This is a genomic window from Runella sp. MFBS21 (assembly GCF_029433105.1).
Classification (GTDB): Bacteria; Bacteroidota; Bacteroidia; order Cytophagales; family Spirosomataceae; genus Runella.
Genome location: NZ_JARNTW010000014.1, coordinates 57,464 through 78,717, shown reverse-complemented (window position 1 = coordinate 78,717; position 21,254 = coordinate 57,464). Strand labels below are relative to the sequence as shown.

The window sequence follows — 21,254 nt, the reverse complement described above, 5'->3', positions numbered from 1 at the left end:
TACTAAAGAGATGTACTTGTTTTTGCAGACAGTCTGAGCGCTTTTTTCCACTCACTTACCAATACGGGCGCTGAAAATTTTTGTTCATATAGCTTTAGCTGTTTTTCTACGTTCGTTTTTCCCGAACGTATATCGTCAGCAAACGATAAAACAGCTTCCTTCATTTTTTCATAGGAAGACAAATGGGAAATCACTTTTGTAGAATCAGGATCACAAGCAATATCCAGAATACCTCCTTTATCGGTTGCTAGCCAAGGCAATCCCGCACTCATTACTTCCAACAAACAAATGGGTAAGCCTTCTGCATTTGTTGACAATAACAGGAAACCATCTATAGAATGAATGACTCCAGTTAGTTCCTTTCGACCTCGAAAAGGTCCATGATAAATTAGTCTTGGATAGTTTAAAAAAAAAGAAGGTGGATATACATTCCCTTCTCCCCAGATATGAAAATGAATATCGTGACAATCAGTATCAGCACTCAGTCGACATAATACATCAATTCCTTTTTCAGGTATAAGCCGCCCAAAGTACCCCAAATGAAGCCCTTTTGTTGTTTTGAAGGCTGGCGATATCTTCGTCGAAAAGCAAGGAATAGTCTCCACATTTCGTTGAAGAACATCACCTATCTCCTTTGCATTTCGCTGAGAACAGGCAATTATCTTCGGTACTCTTTGCAATGTCTCCCAATAGGCCTTTGTCCATGTTTGACGATCTCCTTCGTCCCCAGATGTATGATGATGATGCACCCAATGACGATATCTAATAAATCGACCTATCCACCCAATACTATTTCCTTGCCCATTTGTATAAAGAGCGTCATACTTTTGAAACCCTAAACGCAAACCCGTTTTGAAAAGCCATAATGCCTTTTGAAATGGGTTCTGGTTTCTACCAAGGTACGCACAGCGCACTATTTTTTTTAATTGATTATCAATCTCTACTATTATGTCAGTGTTAAAAACCACTAAGTCGATAAGAACGTCAGCCTCTGACATATGTCGACAAAATTCGAGCAAATGGCTCTCAATTCCCCCGCTACTCTTAAATTGCGTCGAAAAAACGAGTATTTTAGGCTGTTTTGCTTTTTTGTTCACTATAATTACACTTTCTTAATGCGCTTGTAATATACGAGCTTTAACTATTCCCTTCAGCTTAAGATACTTTAGTATTCTTCCAAAAAATAGTACCCAATAAGGTCTATATTTATTAAGAAAGTATCCAATAATAGCACACAATAAAATAACGGTGCCCATTGCTTGATTTAGTTGCTTTTGATTATTTTCCAAGTATCCAAAAACACCTCTAAAAAGATGCAACAATGGGTTATGCAATACATAAATAGGAAAGGTTAAATCTGCTACATCCCTAAAAATTTGTAGTGATTTTTTTGGCAAATCCAACTCTCTCCCTTCTGGTAATATCCAAAGACTAAGGGCTACAACAATACCTAATATATAATCGGTTAAAAATTGAGCTGAAAAGAATAAAGGTGCATATCCTAATTGAGCAGGGTAAGGAGGCAACCACTGATAAAGTATCCCTAAAATAAAAGCTAACAAAATTATAATTCCCCAAGCAAGGTTTTTATTTAAACTTGGAGCAGGAATTTTATAGGCATAAACTCCCATTAACCAAATTGGCATCATTAACAAAATTTTGGGACCTGCTATTAGACAAGCGATTAATGAAGCAAGCTTTGCCTTCCAAGTAGATTGAGCGTACACCCATAATCCAAAAATGACATAGTACCAAAATTCATAACTTAACGACCATAAGGGACCATTAATAGGAGGGGCTGCCGAAAAAAACCAAATTTCGTTTAAAAACGAACTTGTCAATACATATCGAACAAGGGTATTACCTCTTGTACACTGCTGATATATCGGTGGATTAACATAATAAAGACAAAATTCAACAAATATGGAAAAGAGTAGACCTGGCAACAAGACAGAATACAAACGTCCTAAGCGTGCTTGAAAATATTTTAAAGCACCTTTATTTCGGTTAACTGTTGTATATGATATGACATAGCCTGATAAAACAAAGAAAACCACAACGGCAGTGTGTGCCTCATCTCCAGGAAGTTTTGCATTAGGCACCTCATCTGGAAACCATATCCCCCTCGCATGATAAAAGAAAACGACTAAAGAAGCACCAAAGCGTAACGCGTCTAAAAAAAGGCTCGGTGCTCCTTCAATACTTCGATAGTGGTTGCTATTCATACTTTTTGAAACTATGCGTCAAAAGATCCTTAAACTGACGAGACAATTGAGTCCGTCTATCTCCTTGCCACACTAGGAGTTGTACTGTTAACCATTCTCCCAAATGCCGCACCATAACAGGAAGTGGCCATGCCAGTCGAAGAGCTATAGGGTGAAAACGCTGCAAATACCTAATACGACCACGGTGAAATTGCATTGCTCTCGTTTTAGACCAAGCCGACAGCGTTTCCCGGTTGTCATGAATAACGCCTTCTGTATCCACGACTCCCATCTTCCATCCTAAAAGCGATAAACGTTTTGCCCAATCAACATCGCAATCGGAGAATGGAAACATTTTTGCATCCAATCCCCCTGAATCTATCCAAGCCTCTTTCTTGACCACCAAAGGACTGGTATATACTACATCCACATAACTAAAGCGACCTCCTTTTTCGTTGACTACCCATTGAAAAGTAGGTCGATCCAAATGAAGTCGATTAACAAGTTGACGCCCTATTAAAAACTGTCCTACGGTAGGGAAACTACTACCCAAACCAGCAGGTTTTCCGCTGTGTTTTTTGACAGTAAATCCACAAGCACCTACATCATTTCGTTGAATCAATTGATCCAACGCCTGTTGTAAAGGACGCTCATTTTGGATTTGGTTATCTGTTTCATAAAAAACCAGATAATGTAATGCTGGAAAAGTATTTATAGCTGCATCTACTCCCGCATTGAGCCCTGCCGCAAAAGAAGTATCATCATTCGGTAAAGGAACGACAATTTCTAGAGGAAAAGGCAGGGTTCCTTTCGATTGCTGAAGCCATTCCAGACTTCCATCGGTAGAACCCGCCTCAAAAACAACCACTCCGATTCTGCCATCAAACTCCGATTTAGGTATCCAGTCTAACGCTAAAAGACATTCCTTCAGTAAGGAAAATCGATTAAAGGAATTAATAACAAATGCAATATCTATTTTCTTCATGCTTTTTACACTTTCTCGGATACTTGAAGATCTACCACAAAATTAGCTGTAATGAGTGGTAACATAATCTCTTCCTTGTATAGCTGAACAGCCTCTTTTGCAGTCACATATTCTTCCCATGAAGGGTGTAGTTGAATCGTTTTTTTTAAATTATCTGAATAAAAACCAATTTGTCCATGACCCCTCATTTCTTCATGCACATAGGGAGCTGCAACTGGCACTCCATGAGATAAAAAAGCAGCTACACTTGCACTTTTTCCTAATGCGTGACGAGGTACTGAGGTAACTCCTAGCTGACATTGATAAATGTACTCTGAGACTTCTTGCTCTGGTAAGAAGCCTGTCGTAGTAATCGTTGTTTTCTTAAGTTCTTTTTCAAGTACGGCTTTTAATTCATCCATTTTTTGCTTGTTACCTCCAATAAAAATAACTTCTGGATGATAGCCTTTTTTTAGGAGAAGACTAGTAAAGTCCTTCAAAAATTGAATGACTGAAAAAGAAAGAATAACTTGGCTAAAAAAAGCCATTCTAAAATTATTTTTTAGTGTTTTGCTATCTTTTTTGAAGGGATAAATAGAGATAGTAGCGAAAAGGGGCAAATTATAAACTTTTGAAGATATTTTTTGCAATTTTTCTTTATATATTGGGAGGTGAGTATGAATACATTCAGGGTGTAGAGTTTTAATTAGTCTAGTAATCAAAAATTCTTGAAAGTAAGAAACTACTTTCCGACGCAATGGTTGTGCCTTGCCTCTACCAATCCACAACTCATGAAACATTATATTCCATTTTCTTCCTGCACTAATTTGAATCAGTGAATTTACTAACCCAAAAGGTAAACCTTTTTCCTGAAATCCATACGGCACATATTGTAAACTCAACCAATCTGGATTGAATTCATCCACATATTCTTTTGCCATTTTTATTCTCTTATTCCAAGAAATACCACTTGGCAACCGAAGTGTTGGCACTTCATAATCTTGGGTTATTTGAACTTCCTGTTGTATTTTATCAATATATTTATCATGAAAAGCAATAATACACACCGTGTACCCTTTCCTTATCAACTCTCCAGCCAATCTCCTTGTGTAATCTCCTACTCCGTCTTTGCCTAACTCGAGACTAGAACATATAAAAACGATTTTCATAACCTAAGCTTTCTTATAAAATCTACTCAAAAATGTACACACATTTATTATAAATTTCATTTTTACTACTTTAGAAGAACTGTATATACGGACTGGCTCTTCTGTAAATTCCCAAAAAAGCTTATCAACTAATCTTAGTGGATTACCCTTTATTATGTATGAGAATAGTTTAAAATTCCATGGCTTTGGTACACCAAGAGCATGTGGTACAATACATAAACCACTTGCAAAACCCATAGCCTCTTTGCGCATAAAGCTAAAATCAAAAAAAGATGCTTCAACTGCAACATTTAAAGCATCTTGATCAGTAGCACTAAAAGGAGCAAATGGGCCAGAAGCATTTAATGGTAATGACTCTCCTTGTAACTTTGACCTATTTAAACCATTCACAGCCGGCGCCATTAGATCCTGAGCTGTTTTCCATGTCTCTAAAAACTTAGCGTATTTTGTCAAGAGCCCAACAAATCCTCCATTAACATAAATTGAGGATTTAAATGTTAATTCAATTTGTGAGTTTAGATAATAATTTCGCCAAGCTACACGTCTAGGATGAAATTTTTCAAGAGGAGAATTCACATCTTCACAAACTGCTATTCCGCAATTAAGCCATTCTTCAAAAAAGCTCCAGGGAGCATTAACAATTATATCTGGATCAAAATAGCATATAGCATCGCATGAATATTTATTTAATAATTTCAACATAAAGTCTGGCTTATAATTAGTTAAATGATAGTTAGTATCAAGTGGTAAAAAATGGATATAAAGATTGCCATTAACATTTAATGTAACAGCACCATTCCACTGTAATAAATTATTTTCTATAGCGTCTTTAGTCCAATATGGCAAATTTCCTCTATAACCAGCATATATATTACCCCTAAAACCTTGCTTGTATAGTGAATTAATTAAGACTGCAACTCCACAATGATAATCCCCTTCAAAAAGTGTACATACAATAGAGGTTGTTGAACTTGTGTCTTTCATGTAGCAAAACTCCTAGTTTTATAATAGCAATAAAAAGTATTCAATAAATATTGGGTTCCACTTAAAAGTAAATTAAAGTATAAAACACCTATTAGTGTTGAGTTATCAAACAAAAATATGCCTACTAAGATAGACAACAAACTAGTAGATATTGAAATCACTGGCTTTATTACCCATCCTCTTGAAGAAGATAGACCAAATGAAAAACCTGCCATGAAATTAACACCCCCTCCTAAAATAATCAAGACTAGTTCATAATTTAGATTTTTGTACTGCTCACCAAGTAAATACAATATTTCATTTGAAAAAACTGAACATAAGTATACAATAATAATCACAAATATACTTGTTACCCCCGTAGTTTTAAAAAAAAAAGCTTGAACATTTGAAGTAATTCTTGCGAAGTGAGGAGTTATTATAGTAGCAGCTAAGATTGAGAATACATTTAACAACATTGTAACTCTTCCTAGTGCTCCTATTTGCGCAATTGCAACAGTAGTGCCAAATATTGATAACAACCACACTATAATCTGACCTGACAAACAATAATAAATGGCTCCAGGTAAGACTCGATATACTATTTTTAGAATTTCTTTTTTTATTTCTATACTAGGACTTTCTGTGTTTTCAATAAAACCTTCATTAATTTTACGTAGTTGAATATTTCCATAAACCCTCGGAATACCATTGGCTAGTAACGCTACAAATGTCCATGGAAAAATAAACAACGTAAGTCCGCTTAATAACAAACGAATAACACTTACGGTCATTTGATTTTTTTGTAAAGGGACTATCTCTTGATGCAGTTTAGGGGCTACTTGCAATAAAGAATCAGAAAGTGCCGCAAAAAAAGCGGGAATCAAAGAAGCGATAATCAATAAAGTCATGAGGCCACTTGCACCATGATTCTGGAGCAAATACACTAAGATAGGAATAGAGACTAGTAGACTCCCTATTGCAAACTTCCTGCGTAAATCTAATCCCGTGGCAATTACAATCCCTAACTTCTCCTTATCTCGCCATACTTTTCCTCCCTCTGCCATTACTCCCGCAGAAATACCTCCGTCCGCCAAAACTGTCATGGTTCCCAGCATGGTATTAGCTAGGGTATACAATGCATACTCTTCAACGGGTAACAAACGAATAATTAAAATACCACTCAACAAACCAGTAGCTTGCACCACTGCTTGCGCGCCGCCCGTGATAGCAATGAGCTTTACCCAATGCCACACTTTAGCAAAAGTAGGATGCGCTTGTAGTTGCAATACCAGTTGTTTCATACGCTCAAATAATCCCAAAAGCCTAGGTTTTTATTGGCTTTCCTGTAATTTATTTACGGCTTCGCCCTTTCAGTCCCATTTCTGTACCTATTCAAGCTATTTTACTATATTTATTTTATTCCTCTGTGATACTCCGTGCCCAACTCTGCGCAACTCTGTGACCTAAAAAACCTACACCACCACCGTCATCGTCTTAGAGACATCCACGGTCAGCATCATTTGTAAGCTTTCTAGCTTTAGTGTCACCAAATTCCCTTGTTGCCGCAATACTACCCCGCTCTGCTCCGCAAAACTTCCCGAATCAATCTTCAATACGTCTCCTACTTGAAACTGAGTCACTTTGATACATTGATGAGGTACTTCATTGAGCATTTTTTTGATGGCGGCAATCTCCTCTTCCCTCACTATCGCTGGCTTTTTGAGCCAAAACAAATAACGCACCACCCCCTGCACGCCAAACACCTGAGCGCGTTCGTGTTCTTCAAGCTTCACAAAACAATAAGATTTAAAGAGCGGCTCTTCCACTATTTTGGTGCGGTCAGACCAACGGCGCGCAGTCTTGAGCAAAGGACAATAGACTTCTATTCCCCGCTTGCGCAGCTGTTCGGCCACCAATTTTTCGTTTCGCGATTTTGTATAAAGCACAAACCAAGGCATACGATTCCTTATTCAAAATAATTCAATACCCCAAAACCTTCTTTCAACAGCAATTGGTCTTTTTGGAACAATCGGAGATCAGATAGCGCCATGTCTTCAATCAAAGTGGCGAGGGTATATTTAGGTTTCCAGCCTAATTTTTCTTGGGCTTTAGTGGGGTCCCCTATTAATAGTTCTACTTCGGTAGGTCGATAGTAACGCGGGTCGATGCGAAGCACCGTCGTTCCTTCGGCCAAATGTGGCTCTTTTGCTATCCCCAAAGTCAACAAACGATTTTCATCTACTTGGGCAATCGTGGCTATTTCGTTTTCGGCTTCGCCTTCAAAGGCCAAAGTCACGCCTAGGAAAGCAAAAGTTTGTCGGATAAATTCCCTCACACGCGTGGTCACGCCCGTGGCTACCACAAAATCTTCGGGCTGTTCTTGCTGCAAAATCAAATACATGGCCTCCACGTAATCTTTGGCGTGGCCCCAATCGCGCTGCGCGTCGATGTTGCCCATGTAGAGGCAATCTTGCAAACCCAACACAATCTTGGCGGCGGCGCGGGTGATTTTGCGCGTCACGAAGGTCTCACCGCGCAGGGGAGATTCGTGATTGAACAAGATGCCATTGCAAGCGTACATGCCATAAGCCTCGCGGTAATTGACCGTAATCCAATAAGCGTACAGTTTGGCCACCGCGTAAGGCGAACGAGGATAGAAAGGTGTGGACTCAGATTGAGGAACGGCCTGCACCAAACCGTACAATTCGGAGGTAGAAGCTTGGTATATTTTGGTTTTTTGAGCCAAGCCCAGTAACCTAACGGCTTCCAATATACGTAAAGTACCAATCCCGTCGGCATTGGCCGTATATTCAGGTTCGTCGAAGCTCACTTTGACGTGGCTCATTGCCGCCAAATTATAAATTTCGTCGGGTTGTACTTCCTGAATGATGCGTGTCAGGTTGAGAGAATCAGTGAGGTCGCCGTAGTGTAAGATAAAACGAGGATGTTCTACGTGCGGGTCTTCATAAAGGTGGTCGATGCGGTCGGTATTAAACAACGAACTGCGGCGTTTGATACCGTGTACGGTATAACCTTTGGAGAGCAACAATTCGCTCAAGTAGGCACCATCTTGGCCCGTAATCCCCGTTATTAATGCTACTTTGGTCATTTGTTATTCGTTATCAATATATCCGTTAGATGTTATATTAGTTAACAGTGGCTACGGTTGTGTGGTTATTTCTTAAAACTGTCTTTCTGAATAAAAAAAGGATAATAAGTACCCATTAGATGTTTTTACATCTTTTGTATTTTAAAGTGGTCTTTATCCACTTACTCCCCTTCTTTTGAAGCCTTTTTGTAAGGCCGCCGTCGCGGCTAAATACCATTTTAACCACTAATAACATACGAATTCACGCTACCTGCCCCCTAGGGATTATTTGGCAAAATAGGCTTTTAACGATATATTTTGTAGGGTAAGAACGGTAATAACTTAAGCTTTTTAATGCTTAATAGAGGGTGTCCCTCTTGCTTTTATAACACTAAGGTATATAAAAAAAAGATACCATAGTGCACATTTTCTAAAAAAAGTTCAAAAAAATTATCAAACAACTTGTAAAATAGAAGGTTAAGAGATAAAATTGAATTTTTCCAAGGTATTTAGCTCTATACTTTTTGTAACTAATTGGAATATGTCATTTAAAAAGGCCATTGAAATTATATGTTGAATAGGTGTACCTATGTATAGCCCCTAAAGGGGCATCTATATGTGATTTCTCTATTTTCTACCCATATACAGTCCCTAAAGTGGCATTTACATGGGATTTCCCTATTTTCTATCGATATACAGCCCCTAAAGGGGCATTTACTTATGATTTCCCTATTTTCTACCGATATATAACCCCTAAAAGGGCATCTATATGTGATTTCTCTATTTTCTACCGATATACAGCCCCTAAAGGGGCACTTTTTCAAATTTTCTTCCTCCACCGTTTCCACCAACTAACTTTGTCTTCCTCCCCATAGTAGCCATAGCCGTAACCATAGCCATAACCGTAGCTGTAACCATAGGCACCACCGGCTTTGACGCCATTGTAGACCAAGGAGAGGGAAGGCATCTTTTTCTCTTGGGCTAGCTGCGCTAGAGACGAAAGCGCCGTTTTGGGTGTGTGGTCGTGCCGTACCAAATAGAGCGTCACATCTACCAAAGGAGCGACCAAAAGGGCGTCGGTGACTAGGCCGTGGGGCGAACAGTCGATAAGGATGTACTCAAATCGTTGCGAGAGCTCCTCTATCAATTTTTTCATGGCCTCACTTCCCAACAATTCGGCGGGGTTGGGGGGTACGGGTCCACTCGCAATAAAAGTCAGGTTTTCGACCCGCGTAGGTAAGAGGATTTCGTCCAGTTTTTTGCGACCAATCAGGTAATTGACCACCCCTACTTCATTAGGAATCCCCAGATACTCATGTAGTTTGGGTTTGCGGATGTCGGCATTGATCAATACCACTTTGTGGTTGGCTTTGGCCAAACTAGAGGCCAAGTTGAGCGACACAAAGCTTTTGCCTTCGCCCGTAATGGTAGAAGTAATGAGCACCTTTTTGACCGCCAGATCCCCTTTGAATAGGTAATTGAGGTTGGTTCGTAGGATACGAAACTGCTCCACGATAAAATTACGCTTGTTGGTATCCAACAGCGGGCCATCCACTTCTTTGGGGCGCTGCCCAATTTCCCCCAGAATAGGGATATTGCGGGTTTTGTCTTCGATTTCGGCCCGAGATTCTATTTTGTCATTGAGCATCGCCTTGACACTCAGCACCGCGAAAGGCACACCCAAGCCTAACAGCAACGCTGCAAGGTAAATCATGTTTGGCTTAGGACGCACGGGGCCTGGGCTACTGTAAGGCTCATCTACTACACGGCTATCCGTCACGGTAGAAGCGTAAGAAATTGCCGTCTCTTCCCGCTTTTCGAGCAGCAATAAATACAGGCTTTCTTTGATGCCTTGTTGTCTTTTGATAGTCAAAAACTCTCGTTCTTTACGCGGAATAGTTCTAATAGAAGATTCAAAGCTATCATTCAAACGCTGAAGACTCTTTTTGCTAATGTTCAGGTTTTCGCGTTGATTATTTATATTTTCACGAATAGCGGCTTTGGTGTTGGTAATTTGCTTGTTGACTGTCTCTAACAGAGGGTTAGCGGAGGCAGTAGTACGGGCTAACTTTTCGCGTTGATTATCAAGCTCATTGAGTTTGGTGAGTAAACCCGTCAACACAGGGTCAGAGACCATCAAAGTAGCGGGTGCTACCCCTAGCTGACTGCTTTGTAAGTAGGCATCTACCCCATCCAATACTTTGAGTTGGATGTCTAACTCGTTGAGCTTGGCATCATTTTCTTTGACTTTTCCCAAAAATAGATTGGCTTCGGCACTCAAATCAGTAATCCCCTGGCTACTCTTGTAGGTTTCGACATCTTTTTCGACATCTCCTAGTTCTCCCGTAATCAAGCGCAAACGTTCGTCAATAAATTTCATGGTATTGGCAGCTTCGCGGTTTTTATCTGCCAAGGCCGAAAAGGTGTAGGCCTCCAACAATTTGCTCAAAATTGCCTTGCCTTTGGCAGGTAAGGCTTCTTCTATCGACAAACGTAACACCGTACTTTCTTTGTTTACTAACTCGACTTGGACAGCCCCTTGATAGCGCTGAATCATACCATCCTTGGAGGCAAAACGAACCTGAATCAAATCATTAGCGTGTCGATACAAAGAATCGTGTAAAAACACCCGAAAAGTGCCATAATCTCCCTGTACTTTTTGACTGAATCCAAACTTTCCCTGCGTCTCGCCTTCTTCATTCTGAACTTCAAATTCGTTTTTATCTTTTATTTTAATCCAAATAGGTTCTTGGTACGCAAGTGGACTGAGTTTGTCAGGTTCAATCCAAACAGGTACATCCCCAAACATTTCTTCAGCCGCTCTCACTTTTCCTTTTTGATAATAAGAGGTAGTGAGTTTAAGATCGGTTATTACTCGCTCAATCATGGCGCGTGATTTGAGCAGTTCTATCTCATTTTCAATGATTTTATTGCCTGAATACGCATCTAGCTCTTTCAATGCCCCCTTGGTAGATAGCTCATCTTTAATCATCAATACAGTACTAATTTTATAAATAGGGACTTGCTGACGTACATAAAAATACGCCACAACCAGAGCAATCAAGGCCGAAATAACAAACCAATACCAGTAACGGAGGTATTTCCAAAAAAACGCTTTAAAATCAAACTCTTCTTCTTGGTCTTCCCAATAGACCTGTTCTTTATTTGCCATTGTATTCGTTTTTCACTGCTTGAGTAAGTACTAAGACAAAGCTAAAAAGCTATTATCTATAAGAAATGAAGAAATTATCTTCTAAAAAGATTGACGACAATTAATACCGTACTTAGGATACTTATGTAAACAGGCAACAGCTGCAAACGCTGATCGGTATTTGTTACTTTGCCTTTGTTCATGTCCACATAAATGACATCATTGTTGCGCAAATAATAGTAGGGAGAGTTAAAAAAATCACGTTGGGTAAGGTCGATGCGCACTACTTCTCTTTTTTCGGCAGTAGTACGGATTAGCATTACATTTTTGCGTAGGCCATAAAGGGTTAAATCCCCTGCCATAGCCATTGCTTCAGGTAAAGTTGTATGATTGTCAATCAAGTTAAAAACTCCCGGCCGACCGACCTCCCCTAATACGGAAAATTTATGATTAAGGAAGCGAACATTTACTGTAGGCTCTTTTAAATAGGTCAATAGCCTTTGCTTGAGGGTGTCTGCTGCTTGTTCAAGCGTGTATCCACTAATTTTCAATCTACCAATCAGAGGCATTTCAATTTTACCCATAGAATCAACCAAATAACCAAGCGGTTGTTGTCCCGCCACACCACCTCCCCCAAAACGAGACATAGTGATTCCATTCTCATTGGCGGCATTAAACAACACATTCGACTCTTCGCTCAAACTACTTACTACCACCGCCAAAATATCATCGGGTTGGATGCGGGTCACTTGGGGAGTGATAGGAGGCATCACTTGGTACGCTAAAGTATCTCGGCTTTGAAAATAAGTGATGTTACGCGTATCTACCCTTACACAAGAAGCACACAAAACAATAGCTAGGAGGTATATTCCTACTCCTAGGAGGTTTACTTTTCGGGAGATTTTGAACATAGAGCCGATTTGTATTTTTCCAAGAATATGCAAATATAGCCTTTATTTAGGAAATTCAATCCTTCAGGGCATTTTTGTTGTTCACCCTCTCCTGCCACTTCTCCTAAATGGTATATTATCTAGTGGGATAAAACTCAACAATGGTTTATATTTTGACAAATAAAAAAAAATATTTACAAAACACCCACGTTTGGCACAAAAAATTATCGTACGGTAACACAACCTCTATCCCCGGCCCTTTCTCCTTACTGGAGAAAGGGGGTTTTTCTTTGGTTGGTGGAATAACCTCGCGCGCCTGACTTTTTTGCTTGCTGGAGAGAGTAATAACCTCTATCCCCGACCCTTTCTCCTTACTGGAGAAAGGGGGTTTTTCTTTGGTTGGTGGATCAACCTCTCGCGCCTGACTTTTTTGCTTGCGAAAGGGAAACCTCTATCCCCGGCCCTTTCTCCTTACTGGAGAAAGGGGGTTTTTGGGGTGGGTGGAATAACCTCTCGCGCCTGACTTTTCTGCTTGCTGGAGAGAGCAATAACCTCTATCCCCAGCCCTTTCTCCTTGCTGGAGAAAGGGGGTTTCTTGGTGTTTTTTTATTGCCTAAAGCTTACTGCTTAAAGCATAAAGCTCGCTGCCTAAAGCATAAAAAAGCCTCGACTTACGCCGAGGCTTTAGATATATCAGAATCGCTAACTCTCTAGTAACGATACAAATCAGATTTGAACGGCCCTTCTACCGTCACACCGATGTAAGCTGCTTGCTCCGCATCGAGGGTTTCGAGTTTGGCTCCGATGTGTCCTAAGTGCAATTTAGCCACTTTCTCATCTAAGTGCTTAGGCAAGATGTACACTTGTTTTTCGTATTTGCCAGGGTTGGTGTAAAGCTCAATTTGCGCCAATGTTTGGTTACAGAAAGAGTTTGACATCACAAACGAAGGGTGTCCCATCGCACAGCCCAAGTTTACCAAACGACCTTCGGCCAATACGATGATTTCTTTACCGTCTAGCGTGTACAAATCTACTTGTGGTTTGATTTGCTCTTTGGTGTCACCGTAGTTGGTATTCAACCATGCCATGTCGATTTCGTTGTCGAAGTGACCGATGTTACACACCACCGCTTTGTCTTTCATCGCTTTAAAGTGGCGATCTTTGATGATGTTGATGTTACCAGTAGCAGTTACGAAGATATTAGCGCGGGTAGCGGCTTCATCCATTGTCACTACTTCAAAACCGTCCATTGCTGCTTGAAGCGCGCAAATAGGGTCGATTTCGGTCACCAATACACGGCAGCCTGCGCCACGGAGTGATTCAGCTGAGCCTTTTCCTACATCACCATAACCGGCCACTACGGCTACTTTCCCGGCCAACATCAAGTCGGTAGCGCGGCGAATCGCATCTACCAATGATTCTTTACAACCGTATTTGTTGTCAAATTTTGACTTGGTTACGGAGTCATTTACATTGATAGAAGGCAAGTACAAGGTGCCATTTTTCATACGCTCATACAAGCGGTGTACGCCCGTAGTAGTTTCTTCCGACAACCCACCAATGCCTTCGATCAGCTCAGGGTAGTTATCAAATACCATATTGGTCAAGTCACCACCGTCGTCCAAAATCATATTCAAAGGCTGACGCTCTTCGCCAAAGAATAGCGTTTGCTCGATACACCAGTCAAATTCCTCAGCAGTCATGCCTTTCCACGCATAGACCGAAATTCCCGCTGCTGCAATCGCGGCGGCGGCGTGGTCTTGGGTAGAGAAGATATTACAAGAAGACCAAGTTACTTCCGCACCCAAAGCCGTAAGGGTTTCGATCAAAACGGCGGTTTGAATCGTCATGTGCAAACATCCTGCGATGCGTGCGCCTTTCAAAGGTTTAGATTCGCCATACTCAGCGCGGAGGGCCATTAAGCCGGGCATTTCGGCCTCAGCCAAACGAATTTCTTTGCGGCCCCAGTCGGCCAAGGTGATGTCTTTTACTTTGTACGGTACGTACGTTCCAGTTGCTGTTGACATGTGATATTGACAAGTTGTGTTATTAATTCCTAAACAAAATGCAAAATTAACAGGTAATTGCCAGAGATTGGCATTTTTGGGGGTAAGAAAATAGGTACTTGTTCTAAAAAAAGATATTTTTTGGCTAAGTATCATCTACTTTACCCTTTTGTTTGGATAAATCATGAAGCCTAATGTCTTATTTTAGATAAATCATCTTTACCCCCTATGAGGTATGGGCGTGAAAAACGTTTTGATGAGCTACCGATATATATATACATTCCTCCTTCTACTCAATCAGTGCCGCTGTTGGCTCATTTTGCCCAGTGTTTTTCAACAAAACACCCTACCTTAGAATACAGGTTGATTTGGAAATAGGTTGAACTAAACCATTTTCAAATTATCTAATTTTCAAATTGCCCCATGATTACTTCTTTTCAATACGCCCAAAATATCAAGGTAGCTATCGGCGACGAGCATGTTTTCAATACAGATGCTGATTGGAAACAATTTGAGGCTAAAGTATTGAGTACCCTGCTCGAAATCATGAAATTTAACTGGACTGGTTACGGCGTCATTCAAGGCATTAGAGAAATAGGTAAGCCCATTTTTATCACGCCCACTCGTACCCAAGGCAATACTTGCGCCGAAGATTATCGAACTACTCCTGGCTGGAATGGCGGCATAAGGGTGGCGATAGCACCTTCTTTTATGGATGGGGTCAACAAAGGCCCCGGTTCTAGTCCCGATGAGGTACTTTTACACGAATTAATCCACGCTTTTTCAATCATCAGTGGGAGTTATCAGAGAGGCACTATGCTCATGCAGCAATTTGATTATCATACCATTGAAGAATTTATGGCCATTCTACTCACTAATATTTATATCTCAGCCAAGAAAGGTACCCAATCGCTCCGCAAAGACCACCGAGGTTTCACTGCTCTTTCTTCTTCTTTGATTGATAATGAAAAATTTTTGTTGTTTAAAAACAACGACAGAAACCCCTATCCGCATTTGAGCAATATCAAAGAATTGACAGAACGAGGTGAAAAAGCCAAACTTTGTCGTCAGTTTGTACGGCATGATGGAGGAGCTTTCAATCCCGTCAATTTTTATCTCAATAACAAACAACGACTTGATAGTCATTTCCAACCAATGGATGCCCCTGATTTAGATCCTGCTTTACAAAAATTGTTGCGTGATTCGGAAAAGGCATTGCAAAATCGGTGAATGACACAGAGAGCCACGAAGTTTTAGCCCTCCGTGCTACTCTGTGAGAAACTCCGTGTAACTCCGTGGTACAACACTACTTTAATCTCCTTTTGAGAATGTATAGCTCCTACGGAGCAAAGCACTTTTTATCGTATTCATTTTCCTACCAATATGTAGCCCCTACGGGGCAAATGAACCACTCTTGCTTTTGTAATGCCTGACTCGGTGACAAATTCCTTTTCCTACCAATTTGTAGCCCCTACGGGGCAAATGTCAAAAAAGTACTCCGTGCTACTCTGTGACAAGCTCCGTGTAACTCCGTGGTACATTGTTTAAACCTTGTACTATGTTTTCCGTTTCTTTTTCTTGGCCGACGGAAACAATACGTTGTTAAGAATCAGGCGATAGCCTGGTGAATGCGGATGAAGATTCAAATCGGTAGGCATCCGATGAAATCCACGTTGTCCTTCTGGGTCGTGGCCACCGTAGAAAGTAAACTGTCCGCGTCCCACTTCTCCGTAAATATAACGGTCGGAAGACTTACTTTGCCCCATGACCAATACACTTGGTTTGACTGTTTTTCTATTAAAAGCCGTAGTTTGCCCAAAAAACTCCTTAATTTGAGAAGTATGATTTTGAACCAACATCGCGGGAATTACGTCCCATTTGGCCGAGAAATCAAAAAGAGAGAAAAAACCTGAGCCTTCATCGCCCCACCCTTGCCCTGCCGACGAGTTGATATTCGAAAACGACATGCCACCCCGATATTCGTCGTCGTTGAGTTCCAATTTAAAGTTTTCAAAGGCCAAAGTTTTACTAAAATCTAGTTTTGATTGCGCTTGCGGGTCGATGCCGTCACCGTCAAAAACCGACCCTACAATATCTACCCCTTCCGCCGCCAAAGCCACATCAAACGACTCTGCCCCCGAACACATCGCAAACAAATACCCGCCGCCTGCACAAAAGCCTTTGATTGTTCGCGCTACATCGAGTTTGAGGTGAGAGACTTTCTTATAACCAAATTTTTTGGCGATGTTTTCTTGTGCCTGAATATCGTCGAGCGTCATACGCCGACGATTGCGTCCAAACTGCCCCGTGAAGTCTTCGTGGTGCAGGTGAAGCCAGTCATACTTAGCCAAGTCTCCTTTTAGTATTTCTTCATCATAGACGATTTCGAAGGGAATTTCGGCGTATTTCAGTACCAGCAGCACGGCGTCGGTGTCTTCAAAAGTGGCATTGCTTATTTTAATGGGACTATATACCACGATTTTGGCTGCTTTCTGCAATTTGACCACATCCATATTTACATCAGGATGCGTGATTGATTTGACCAGAGAGTTGACGGTAGCATCCGAAATCACCTCATAAGACACCCCCCGTAAGCGGCATTCTCTCTCGATATTGGAAGTATATTTGGTCATAAAACTCCCTCCTCGGTAATTGAGCAACCAATCGACTTCAAGGTCTTCTTTCAAAACCCAATACGCCACGCCATACGCTTTGAGATGATTAGACTGTTTGTCGTCCATCGGAATCAAAATCGAATTGGCCGAAACTTTGCCAACCATCGCACACATCAATAGGAAAAGACACCAAGCTTTCATTGCGTTTTTTTAGGGTTAGGCACTGATTCACCAACCAAAATGAAGCAGGAATGTTTAAAAATCAACGGGTAGATTTCTAAATCAAAACCATTGAAAGTGTAGCACTTATGATCTTTTCCTAAGCACTTTGGCGGGGTGCTGATATAGCTAAACAAAATTAGCAGGAAAATTCAAAAAAGCAAGAGAGAAGAAACTTGTTCTTTTTGTAGCTGCCTAGCCCTAGGCGATAAGCTATAAGCAGTAGGCATTTTTTGTGAGATTTTTAGGAAAACACAACGGAGGCCTGTTTAGGATTCAAAACCTTTTTTAATAAAAGCTTATTGCTTACGGCCTAAAGCATTTTGCTAAGTCGTGAGGAATTATCATTTTTTAAAATTCAAATGACGAAAAAGCCACCCCATAGTAAATGTCTGAAAGCCGAATTTCAATATTTACTGAACGCAATATTACAATCGAATCAAGGTCAGTAAATGTTCTGAATTCCCATTTATCCCATTCATTTTTAGAAAAGACTTCCACCAAAGGAAAACGTTGTTCTATCAAAACATATTCTTTGAAAGAATCAATCATTCGATAGCGCATAAACTTCCCTCCCCGGTCGTAAGCCTCTGTCTCTTCTGACAAAATCTCTATAATCAGGACGGGATTACTAACGGCATTTTTTAGTTCTTCAAATGATTCTATTTTACCACATACTACAGACACATCTGGATATACATATTTATTGCGTGAAGTAGCAATGCGCAAGTCACTATTGTAAGCAAAACAAGGCTTTCCTTTCAACGAAAGATTGAGAGACGCTCCTACATTATTAGCGATTAAGCTATGGGTAGGCGTTCCTCCAGCCATTGCATAAACTTCCCCGTTGTGATATTCGTATTTAGTATGTGTTTCTCTTTCTAAAGCTAAATACTCCTCTATTGTTAGCCGATGTTGGAATGCAAGCTGTTCCATAGTAATATAGGTTTATGCAAAGATAAAAAATCCCGAACGCTTTGGGGCTGTTCGGGATTGATTGTTGAGAAAAGCTTATCTAGCTCCGGGGGGGCAATGTTCTTTTAAGTATTTGGTAAAAAGCGTATGCAAGTGCCGTGAAGTTCCTTCTCCCTCATAAATCCCGTGCGAGCGGTTGGGATAAGGCATAAACTGAAACTGTTTATTATATTTTACAAGCTCATTGACAAGCTTTTCAGCATTTTGGTAATGCACATTATCGTCGCCCGTACCATGAATATAGAGAAGGTTTTGGGTCGGGCGCAGATTTTTAGCGTGACTAATAGGCGAGCCAGCCACAAAATCTTCGCGGTTTTCTTGCGGAATTCCCATGTATCTTTCTTGATAGATATTATCATAGCTGAGTTGGTCGGCTACGGCTGCTACCGAAATTCCTGTTTTAAACAAATCAGGGTATTGAAAAAGTAAATTGAGCGTAGAAGACCCACCGCCACTCCAGCCGTGAACCGCTACGCGGCTTGTGTCAATAAATGCGTTTTGGGCAAAAATAGCCTTAGCTCCCATTGCCAAATCACGGATATTGACAATGCCAATTTTACGATAAATAGCCTTACGCCAAGCCCGCCCACGAGGTGAAGGCGTACCGCGATTGTCAACAGAAGCGTAGATGTATCCGTCTTTGGCCATATCACCCACGTACAATCCATTGCGTCCGGTGCCCCAGCTGTCTTTGACGGTAGAGCCTGCGGGTTCGCCATAAACGGTAAATACAATGGGGTATTTTTTAGAAGGGTCAAAATCAGTAGGTTTTACCATCCAGCCCTCTAGCTCAATACCGTCGTCGGTTTTTACTTTAAAAAATTCGACTTTTTTGGGAGTGGAAGCCGCCGCTGCCAATTTCTTAGCAATATCGTCCGATTCTTTGAGCGCCTTATGCTCTGGCAAGCGTATCCACTCACTCATAGGAGGCGTATTGGCATTCGAAAACGAATGCGAAGCCCAGAGGCTATTACCCGAAATATCGTAGCGGTGGGTGCCCACTTGGCCGGCAGGCGAAACGCGTTCGGCTTTACCACTTCCGTCCAAACTTACCTTATAAAGATACGTCTGCGTGGCATTGTCGGGTGAAGCTGTAAAGAAAATGACGTTATTTTTTTCATCCACCGACACCACCGACATTACATCATAGTCACCCACGGTAAGGCATTTTTCGGTTTTACCATCGCGCGAAATCCGATAAATATGCCGCCAACCGTCTTTTTCACCTAGCCACAAAAACTCTTTTTTGTCGTTGACCCAATCCCAGCCTTCTGGCGAATCACTCCAAGAATAGCTACTTTTGGTTTCGACCCAAGCATCATCTTTGTCTACATAAATAGGGGTGATTTTGCCCGTTTTGATGTCGGCATAAAAGATTGTAGATTCATTTTGCTTGCGGTTGAGGTGTTGCATAATCAACTCATTGGCATTGGCCCATTCCATGCGTGGCACGTAGGTATTGCCAGGGTCGCCCAAGGTACTCATCCACTTCGTAGGCCCTCCAGCCGCGCTTACTACGCCTATTCGATAAGGAGAAGGGCGTTCACCGACTTTGGGATATTCTACTGGTACATTGAAGGCATAAGTCGAATCCGTATTATTAATCATTAAGAAATTACGAATCTTGGTAGCGTCGATTTGCCAGTAGGCAATGTTTTTACTGTCAGGACTCCAACGGAAGCCGTCGCGGCAATCAAACTCTTCTTCATACACCCAATCAAACGTACCATTGATAAGGCGAGTGGTTCCGTCTTTGGTGAGGGCGGTTATTTTTCCGGTAGCTAAGTCTTCGGTGTATACATTGCGCTCACTTACGTAGGCTACTTTTTTGCTATCGGGCGAAAACTTCGCAAACATCAATGAAGAGGTAGGACGCCCTTTTCCCAATTGAGTTAAGGTATTTTTATCGAGGTCCAGCACCCAATAATCGCCCCGGGTATCGTAGCGCCATACGCGAGCAGTATTGGTATAAATCAAGATTTTACGACCATCTTGCGAAAACGCATAACTTCTAATAGTAAGGGGGGCCGCTTGTCCTTTGGGGGTCAGTTGCTGCGCCGATACGAGCGTTTTCTTTTCTAGATTGGGCAGACTATATTGGACAATCTCTTTATTTTCGAGTCGGATGTAGCCATTGCCATCACTAGTCCACTGCACACCACGGTTAAACTGCGCCCACAGCGACAGCTGCGACAAAAACAAGGCAAAGACAAGAAGGGTTTGTTTCATGAAGTTTGGGTTCATTGTAAGTAAATTCGCCGTTTAGGGATTGATTTAAGTGCTAAAGCGCGGCTCAATTATTTGAACAATCTGAGATATTCTCCGGCGGTTAACACAGGTAAGGTAGCATTTTTAAAATCTTTTTTATTTCTTGTGAGAATCACTTCCATGCTATTTTCGAGCGCAGTATAGTATTGAATTCCATCTTCAAAATCGCTAAAATCTGAGACTAGAGCTAGTTCTATAATCTTATCATCCATAGCAAGCACTTCAACAAGTACTTTGAATTTAGCAATAATTTTTCTAGCTCCTATTGAACCATAGTGTTTGGCAAGTAAATAATGAATATTTGCAAGTGTTAATGCTGATACATATAACGTTACTTCGTTTTTATCAGCCAAAGTAAAAAGCTCTTGTGCTTCCATATAGAAGCTTTCTCGTTTTTGAAGTAAATCCAGTATTATGTTAGTATCAACAAAGATTTTCTTCATTAGGAATACTTATTACTTAAATAATCATAATACTCCTTTTGACTCTCATTCTCAGAATCTTGGGGAATGATTCCTGTCAAACTTTCTACAAGTGGACTTACAGTAGTTTCATTTTTCTCCTTTGCCATTAGTGAATTTAAATAATTTTCTATCAGCTTCGAAAGACTTGTATGATGACTTCTAGCATAATCCTTCGCACTTTCTATTACGCTTTTATCCAGATTTAAAGTCAGTTTAGTGCTCATTTTCTATCTTTTTAGTAAAAATACAAAACGTTTCTATTCTCAAAGAATTTTACG

General features: G+C 40.9%; 17 protein-coding genes. 1 reads left to right on the top strand and 16 read right to left on the bottom strand.

Going from position 1 to position 21,254, the window contains the following annotated elements; translation table 11 throughout:
• Positions 1-2 precede the first annotated feature (2 nt).
• The 11 genes from P1X15_RS22445 to ahcY form a co-directional block, all read right to left on the bottom strand.
• The gene (locus P1X15_RS22445) at positions 3-1,097 is read right to left on the bottom strand and encodes a glycosyltransferase family 4 protein (RefSeq protein ID WP_277340380.1); all 1,095 of its coding nucleotides are present in this window, start codon (positions 1,095-1,097) and stop codon (positions 3-5) included.
• A gap of 15 nt (positions 1,098-1,112) precedes the next feature.
• The gene (locus P1X15_RS22440) at positions 1,113-2,225 is read right to left on the bottom strand and encodes an acyltransferase (protein ID WP_277340379.1); all 1,113 of its coding nucleotides are present in this window, start codon (positions 2,223-2,225) and stop codon (positions 1,113-1,115) included.
• Entirely contained in the window at positions 2,218-3,189 is a 972-nt protein-coding gene (locus P1X15_RS22435) for a glycosyltransferase family 2 protein (protein ID WP_277340378.1), read from the bottom strand. The genes P1X15_RS22440 and P1X15_RS22435 overlap by 8 nt, the downstream gene beginning before the upstream one ends.
• A gap of 5 nt (positions 3,190-3,194) precedes the next feature.
• On the bottom strand, positions 3,195-4,337 hold the full coding sequence (locus P1X15_RS22430; RefSeq protein WP_277340377.1) for a glycosyltransferase: 1,143 nt from the start codon (positions 4,335-4,337) through the stop codon (positions 3,195-3,197).
• A 3-nt stretch (positions 4,338-4,340) separates the two neighbouring features.
• The gene (locus tag P1X15_RS22425; RefSeq protein ID WP_277340376.1) at positions 4,341-5,321 is read right to left on the bottom strand and encodes a hypothetical protein; all 981 of its coding nucleotides are present in this window, start codon (positions 5,319-5,321) and stop codon (positions 4,341-4,343) included.
• Positions 5,318-6,601: a polysaccharide biosynthesis protein gene (locus P1X15_RS22420; protein ID WP_277340375.1), complete on the bottom strand. Its 1,284-nt coding sequence runs from the start codon at positions 6,599-6,601 to the stop codon at positions 5,318-5,320. Before P1X15_RS22420 ends, P1X15_RS22425 begins: the two co-directional genes overlap by 4 nt.
• 171 nt (positions 6,602-6,772) lie before the next feature.
• On the bottom strand, positions 6,773-7,258 hold the full coding sequence (locus P1X15_RS22415; RefSeq protein ID WP_277340374.1) for a UpxY family transcription antiterminator: 486 nt from the start codon (positions 7,256-7,258) through the stop codon (positions 6,773-6,775).
• 8 nt (positions 7,259-7,266) lie between these two features.
• A complete protein-coding gene (gene gmd / locus P1X15_RS22410; RefSeq protein ID WP_277340373.1) occupies positions 7,267-8,409 on the bottom strand; it encodes a GDP-mannose 4,6-dehydratase in 1,143 nt (380 codons plus the stop codon).
• Between the two features lie 799 nt (positions 8,410-9,208).
• Complete coding sequence (locus P1X15_RS22405) at positions 9,209-11,560, bottom strand: tyrosine-protein kinase (protein ID WP_277340372.1); 2,352 nt, start codon at positions 11,558-11,560, stop codon at positions 9,209-9,211.
• A gap of 74 nt (positions 11,561-11,634) precedes the next feature.
• Positions 11,635-12,450: a polysaccharide biosynthesis/export family protein gene (locus tag P1X15_RS22400; protein ID WP_277340371.1), complete on the bottom strand. Its 816-nt coding sequence runs from the start codon at positions 12,448-12,450 to the stop codon at positions 11,635-11,637.
• Positions 12,451-13,139: 689 nt separating this feature from the next.
• Positions 13,140-14,456, bottom strand: coding sequence for an adenosylhomocysteinase (gene ahcY, locus P1X15_RS22395; RefSeq protein ID WP_277340370.1), 1,317 nt, complete (start codon positions 14,454-14,456; stop codon positions 13,140-13,142).
• A gap of 402 nt (positions 14,457-14,858) precedes the next feature.
• On the opposite strand from ahcY, the gene P1X15_RS22390 reads away from it, so the two are divergent.
• On the top strand, positions 14,859-15,665 hold the full coding sequence (locus P1X15_RS22390) for a M91 family zinc metallopeptidase (RefSeq protein WP_277340369.1): 807 nt from the start codon (positions 14,859-14,861) through the stop codon (positions 15,663-15,665).
• A gap of 326 nt (positions 15,666-15,991) precedes the next feature.
• On the opposite strand, the gene P1X15_RS22385 is transcribed toward P1X15_RS22390, so the two are convergent.
• The 5 genes from P1X15_RS22385 to P1X15_RS22365 form a co-directional block, all read right to left on the bottom strand.
• Positions 15,992-17,251 carry an asparagine synthetase B gene (locus tag P1X15_RS22385; RefSeq protein ID WP_277340368.1) on the bottom strand — a complete coding sequence of 420 codons (1,260 nt, stop codon included), beginning with the start codon at positions 17,249-17,251 and terminating at the stop codon, positions 15,992-15,994.
• 369 nt (positions 17,252-17,620) lie between these two features.
• A complete protein-coding gene (locus P1X15_RS22380; protein ID WP_277340367.1) occupies positions 17,621-18,205 on the bottom strand; it encodes a Uma2 family endonuclease in 585 nt (194 codons plus the stop codon).
• Between the two features lie 75 nt (positions 18,206-18,280).
• A complete protein-coding gene (locus P1X15_RS22375; protein ID WP_277340366.1) occupies positions 18,281-20,473 on the bottom strand; it encodes a S9 family peptidase in 2,193 nt (730 codons plus the stop codon).
• Between the two features lie 68 nt (positions 20,474-20,541).
• Entirely contained in the window at positions 20,542-20,955 is a 414-nt protein-coding gene (locus tag P1X15_RS22370) for a PIN domain-containing protein (RefSeq protein WP_277340365.1), read from the bottom strand.
• Entirely contained in the window at positions 20,955-21,200 is a 246-nt protein-coding gene (locus tag P1X15_RS22365) for a DUF6364 family protein (protein ID WP_273212168.1), read from the bottom strand. The genes P1X15_RS22370 and P1X15_RS22365 overlap by 1 nt, the downstream gene beginning before the upstream one ends.
• Between the last annotated feature and the right edge of the window lie 54 nt (positions 21,201-21,254).

Excerpts from the sequence above, each read along its gene's own strand:
- P1X15_RS22440 (WP_277340379.1), bottom strand. The coding sequence starts at position 2,225 with ATGAATAGCAACCACTATCGAAGTATTGAAGGAGCACCGAGCCTTTTT.
- P1X15_RS22435 (WP_277340378.1), bottom strand. The coding sequence starts at position 3,189 with ATGAAGAAAATAGATATTGCATTTGTTATTAATTCCTTTAATCGATTT.
- P1X15_RS22430 (WP_277340377.1), bottom strand. The coding sequence starts at position 4,337 with ATGAAAATCGTTTTTATATGTTCTAGTCTCGAGTTAGGCAAAGACGGA.
- P1X15_RS22425 (WP_277340376.1), bottom strand. The coding sequence starts at position 5,321 with ATGAAAGACACAAGTTCAACAACCTCTATTGTATGTACACTTTTTGAA.
- P1X15_RS22420 (WP_277340375.1), bottom strand. The coding sequence starts at position 6,601 with ATGAAACAACTGGTATTGCAACTACAAGCGCATCCTACTTTTGCTAAA.
- P1X15_RS22415 (WP_277340374.1), bottom strand. The coding sequence starts at position 7,258 with ATGCCTTGGTTTGTGCTTTATACAAAATCGCGAAACGAAAAATTGGTG.
- gmd (WP_277340373.1), bottom strand. The coding sequence starts at position 8,409 with ATGACCAAAGTAGCATTAATAACGGGGATTACGGGCCAAGATGGTGCC.
- P1X15_RS22405 (WP_277340372.1), bottom strand. The coding sequence starts at position 11,560 with ATGGCAAATAAAGAACAGGTCTATTGGGAAGACCAAGAAGAAGAGTTT.
- P1X15_RS22400 (WP_277340371.1), bottom strand. The coding sequence starts at position 12,450 with ATGTTCAAAATCTCCCGAAAAGTAAACCTCCTAGGAGTAGGAATATAC.
- ahcY (WP_277340370.1), bottom strand. The coding sequence starts at position 14,456 with ATGTCAACAGCAACTGGAACGTACGTACCGTACAAAGTAAAAGACATC.
- P1X15_RS22390 (WP_277340369.1), top strand. The coding sequence starts at position 14,859 with ATGATTACTTCTTTTCAATACGCCCAAAATATCAAGGTAGCTATCGGC.
- P1X15_RS22385 (WP_277340368.1), bottom strand. The coding sequence starts at position 17,251 with ATGAAAGCTTGGTGTCTTTTCCTATTGATGTGTGCGATGGTTGGCAAA.
- P1X15_RS22380 (WP_277340367.1), bottom strand. The coding sequence starts at position 18,205 with ATGGAACAGCTTGCATTCCAACATCGGCTAACAATAGAGGAGTATTTA.
- P1X15_RS22375 (WP_277340366.1), bottom strand. The coding sequence starts at position 20,473 with ATGAAACAAACCCTTCTTGTCTTTGCCTTGTTTTTGTCGCAGCTGTCG.
- P1X15_RS22370 (WP_277340365.1), bottom strand. The coding sequence starts at position 20,955 with ATGAAGAAAATCTTTGTTGATACTAACATAATACTGGATTTACTTCAA.
- P1X15_RS22365 (WP_273212168.1), bottom strand. The coding sequence starts at position 21,200 with ATGAGCACTAAACTGACTTTAAATCTGGATAAAAGCGTAATAGAAAGT.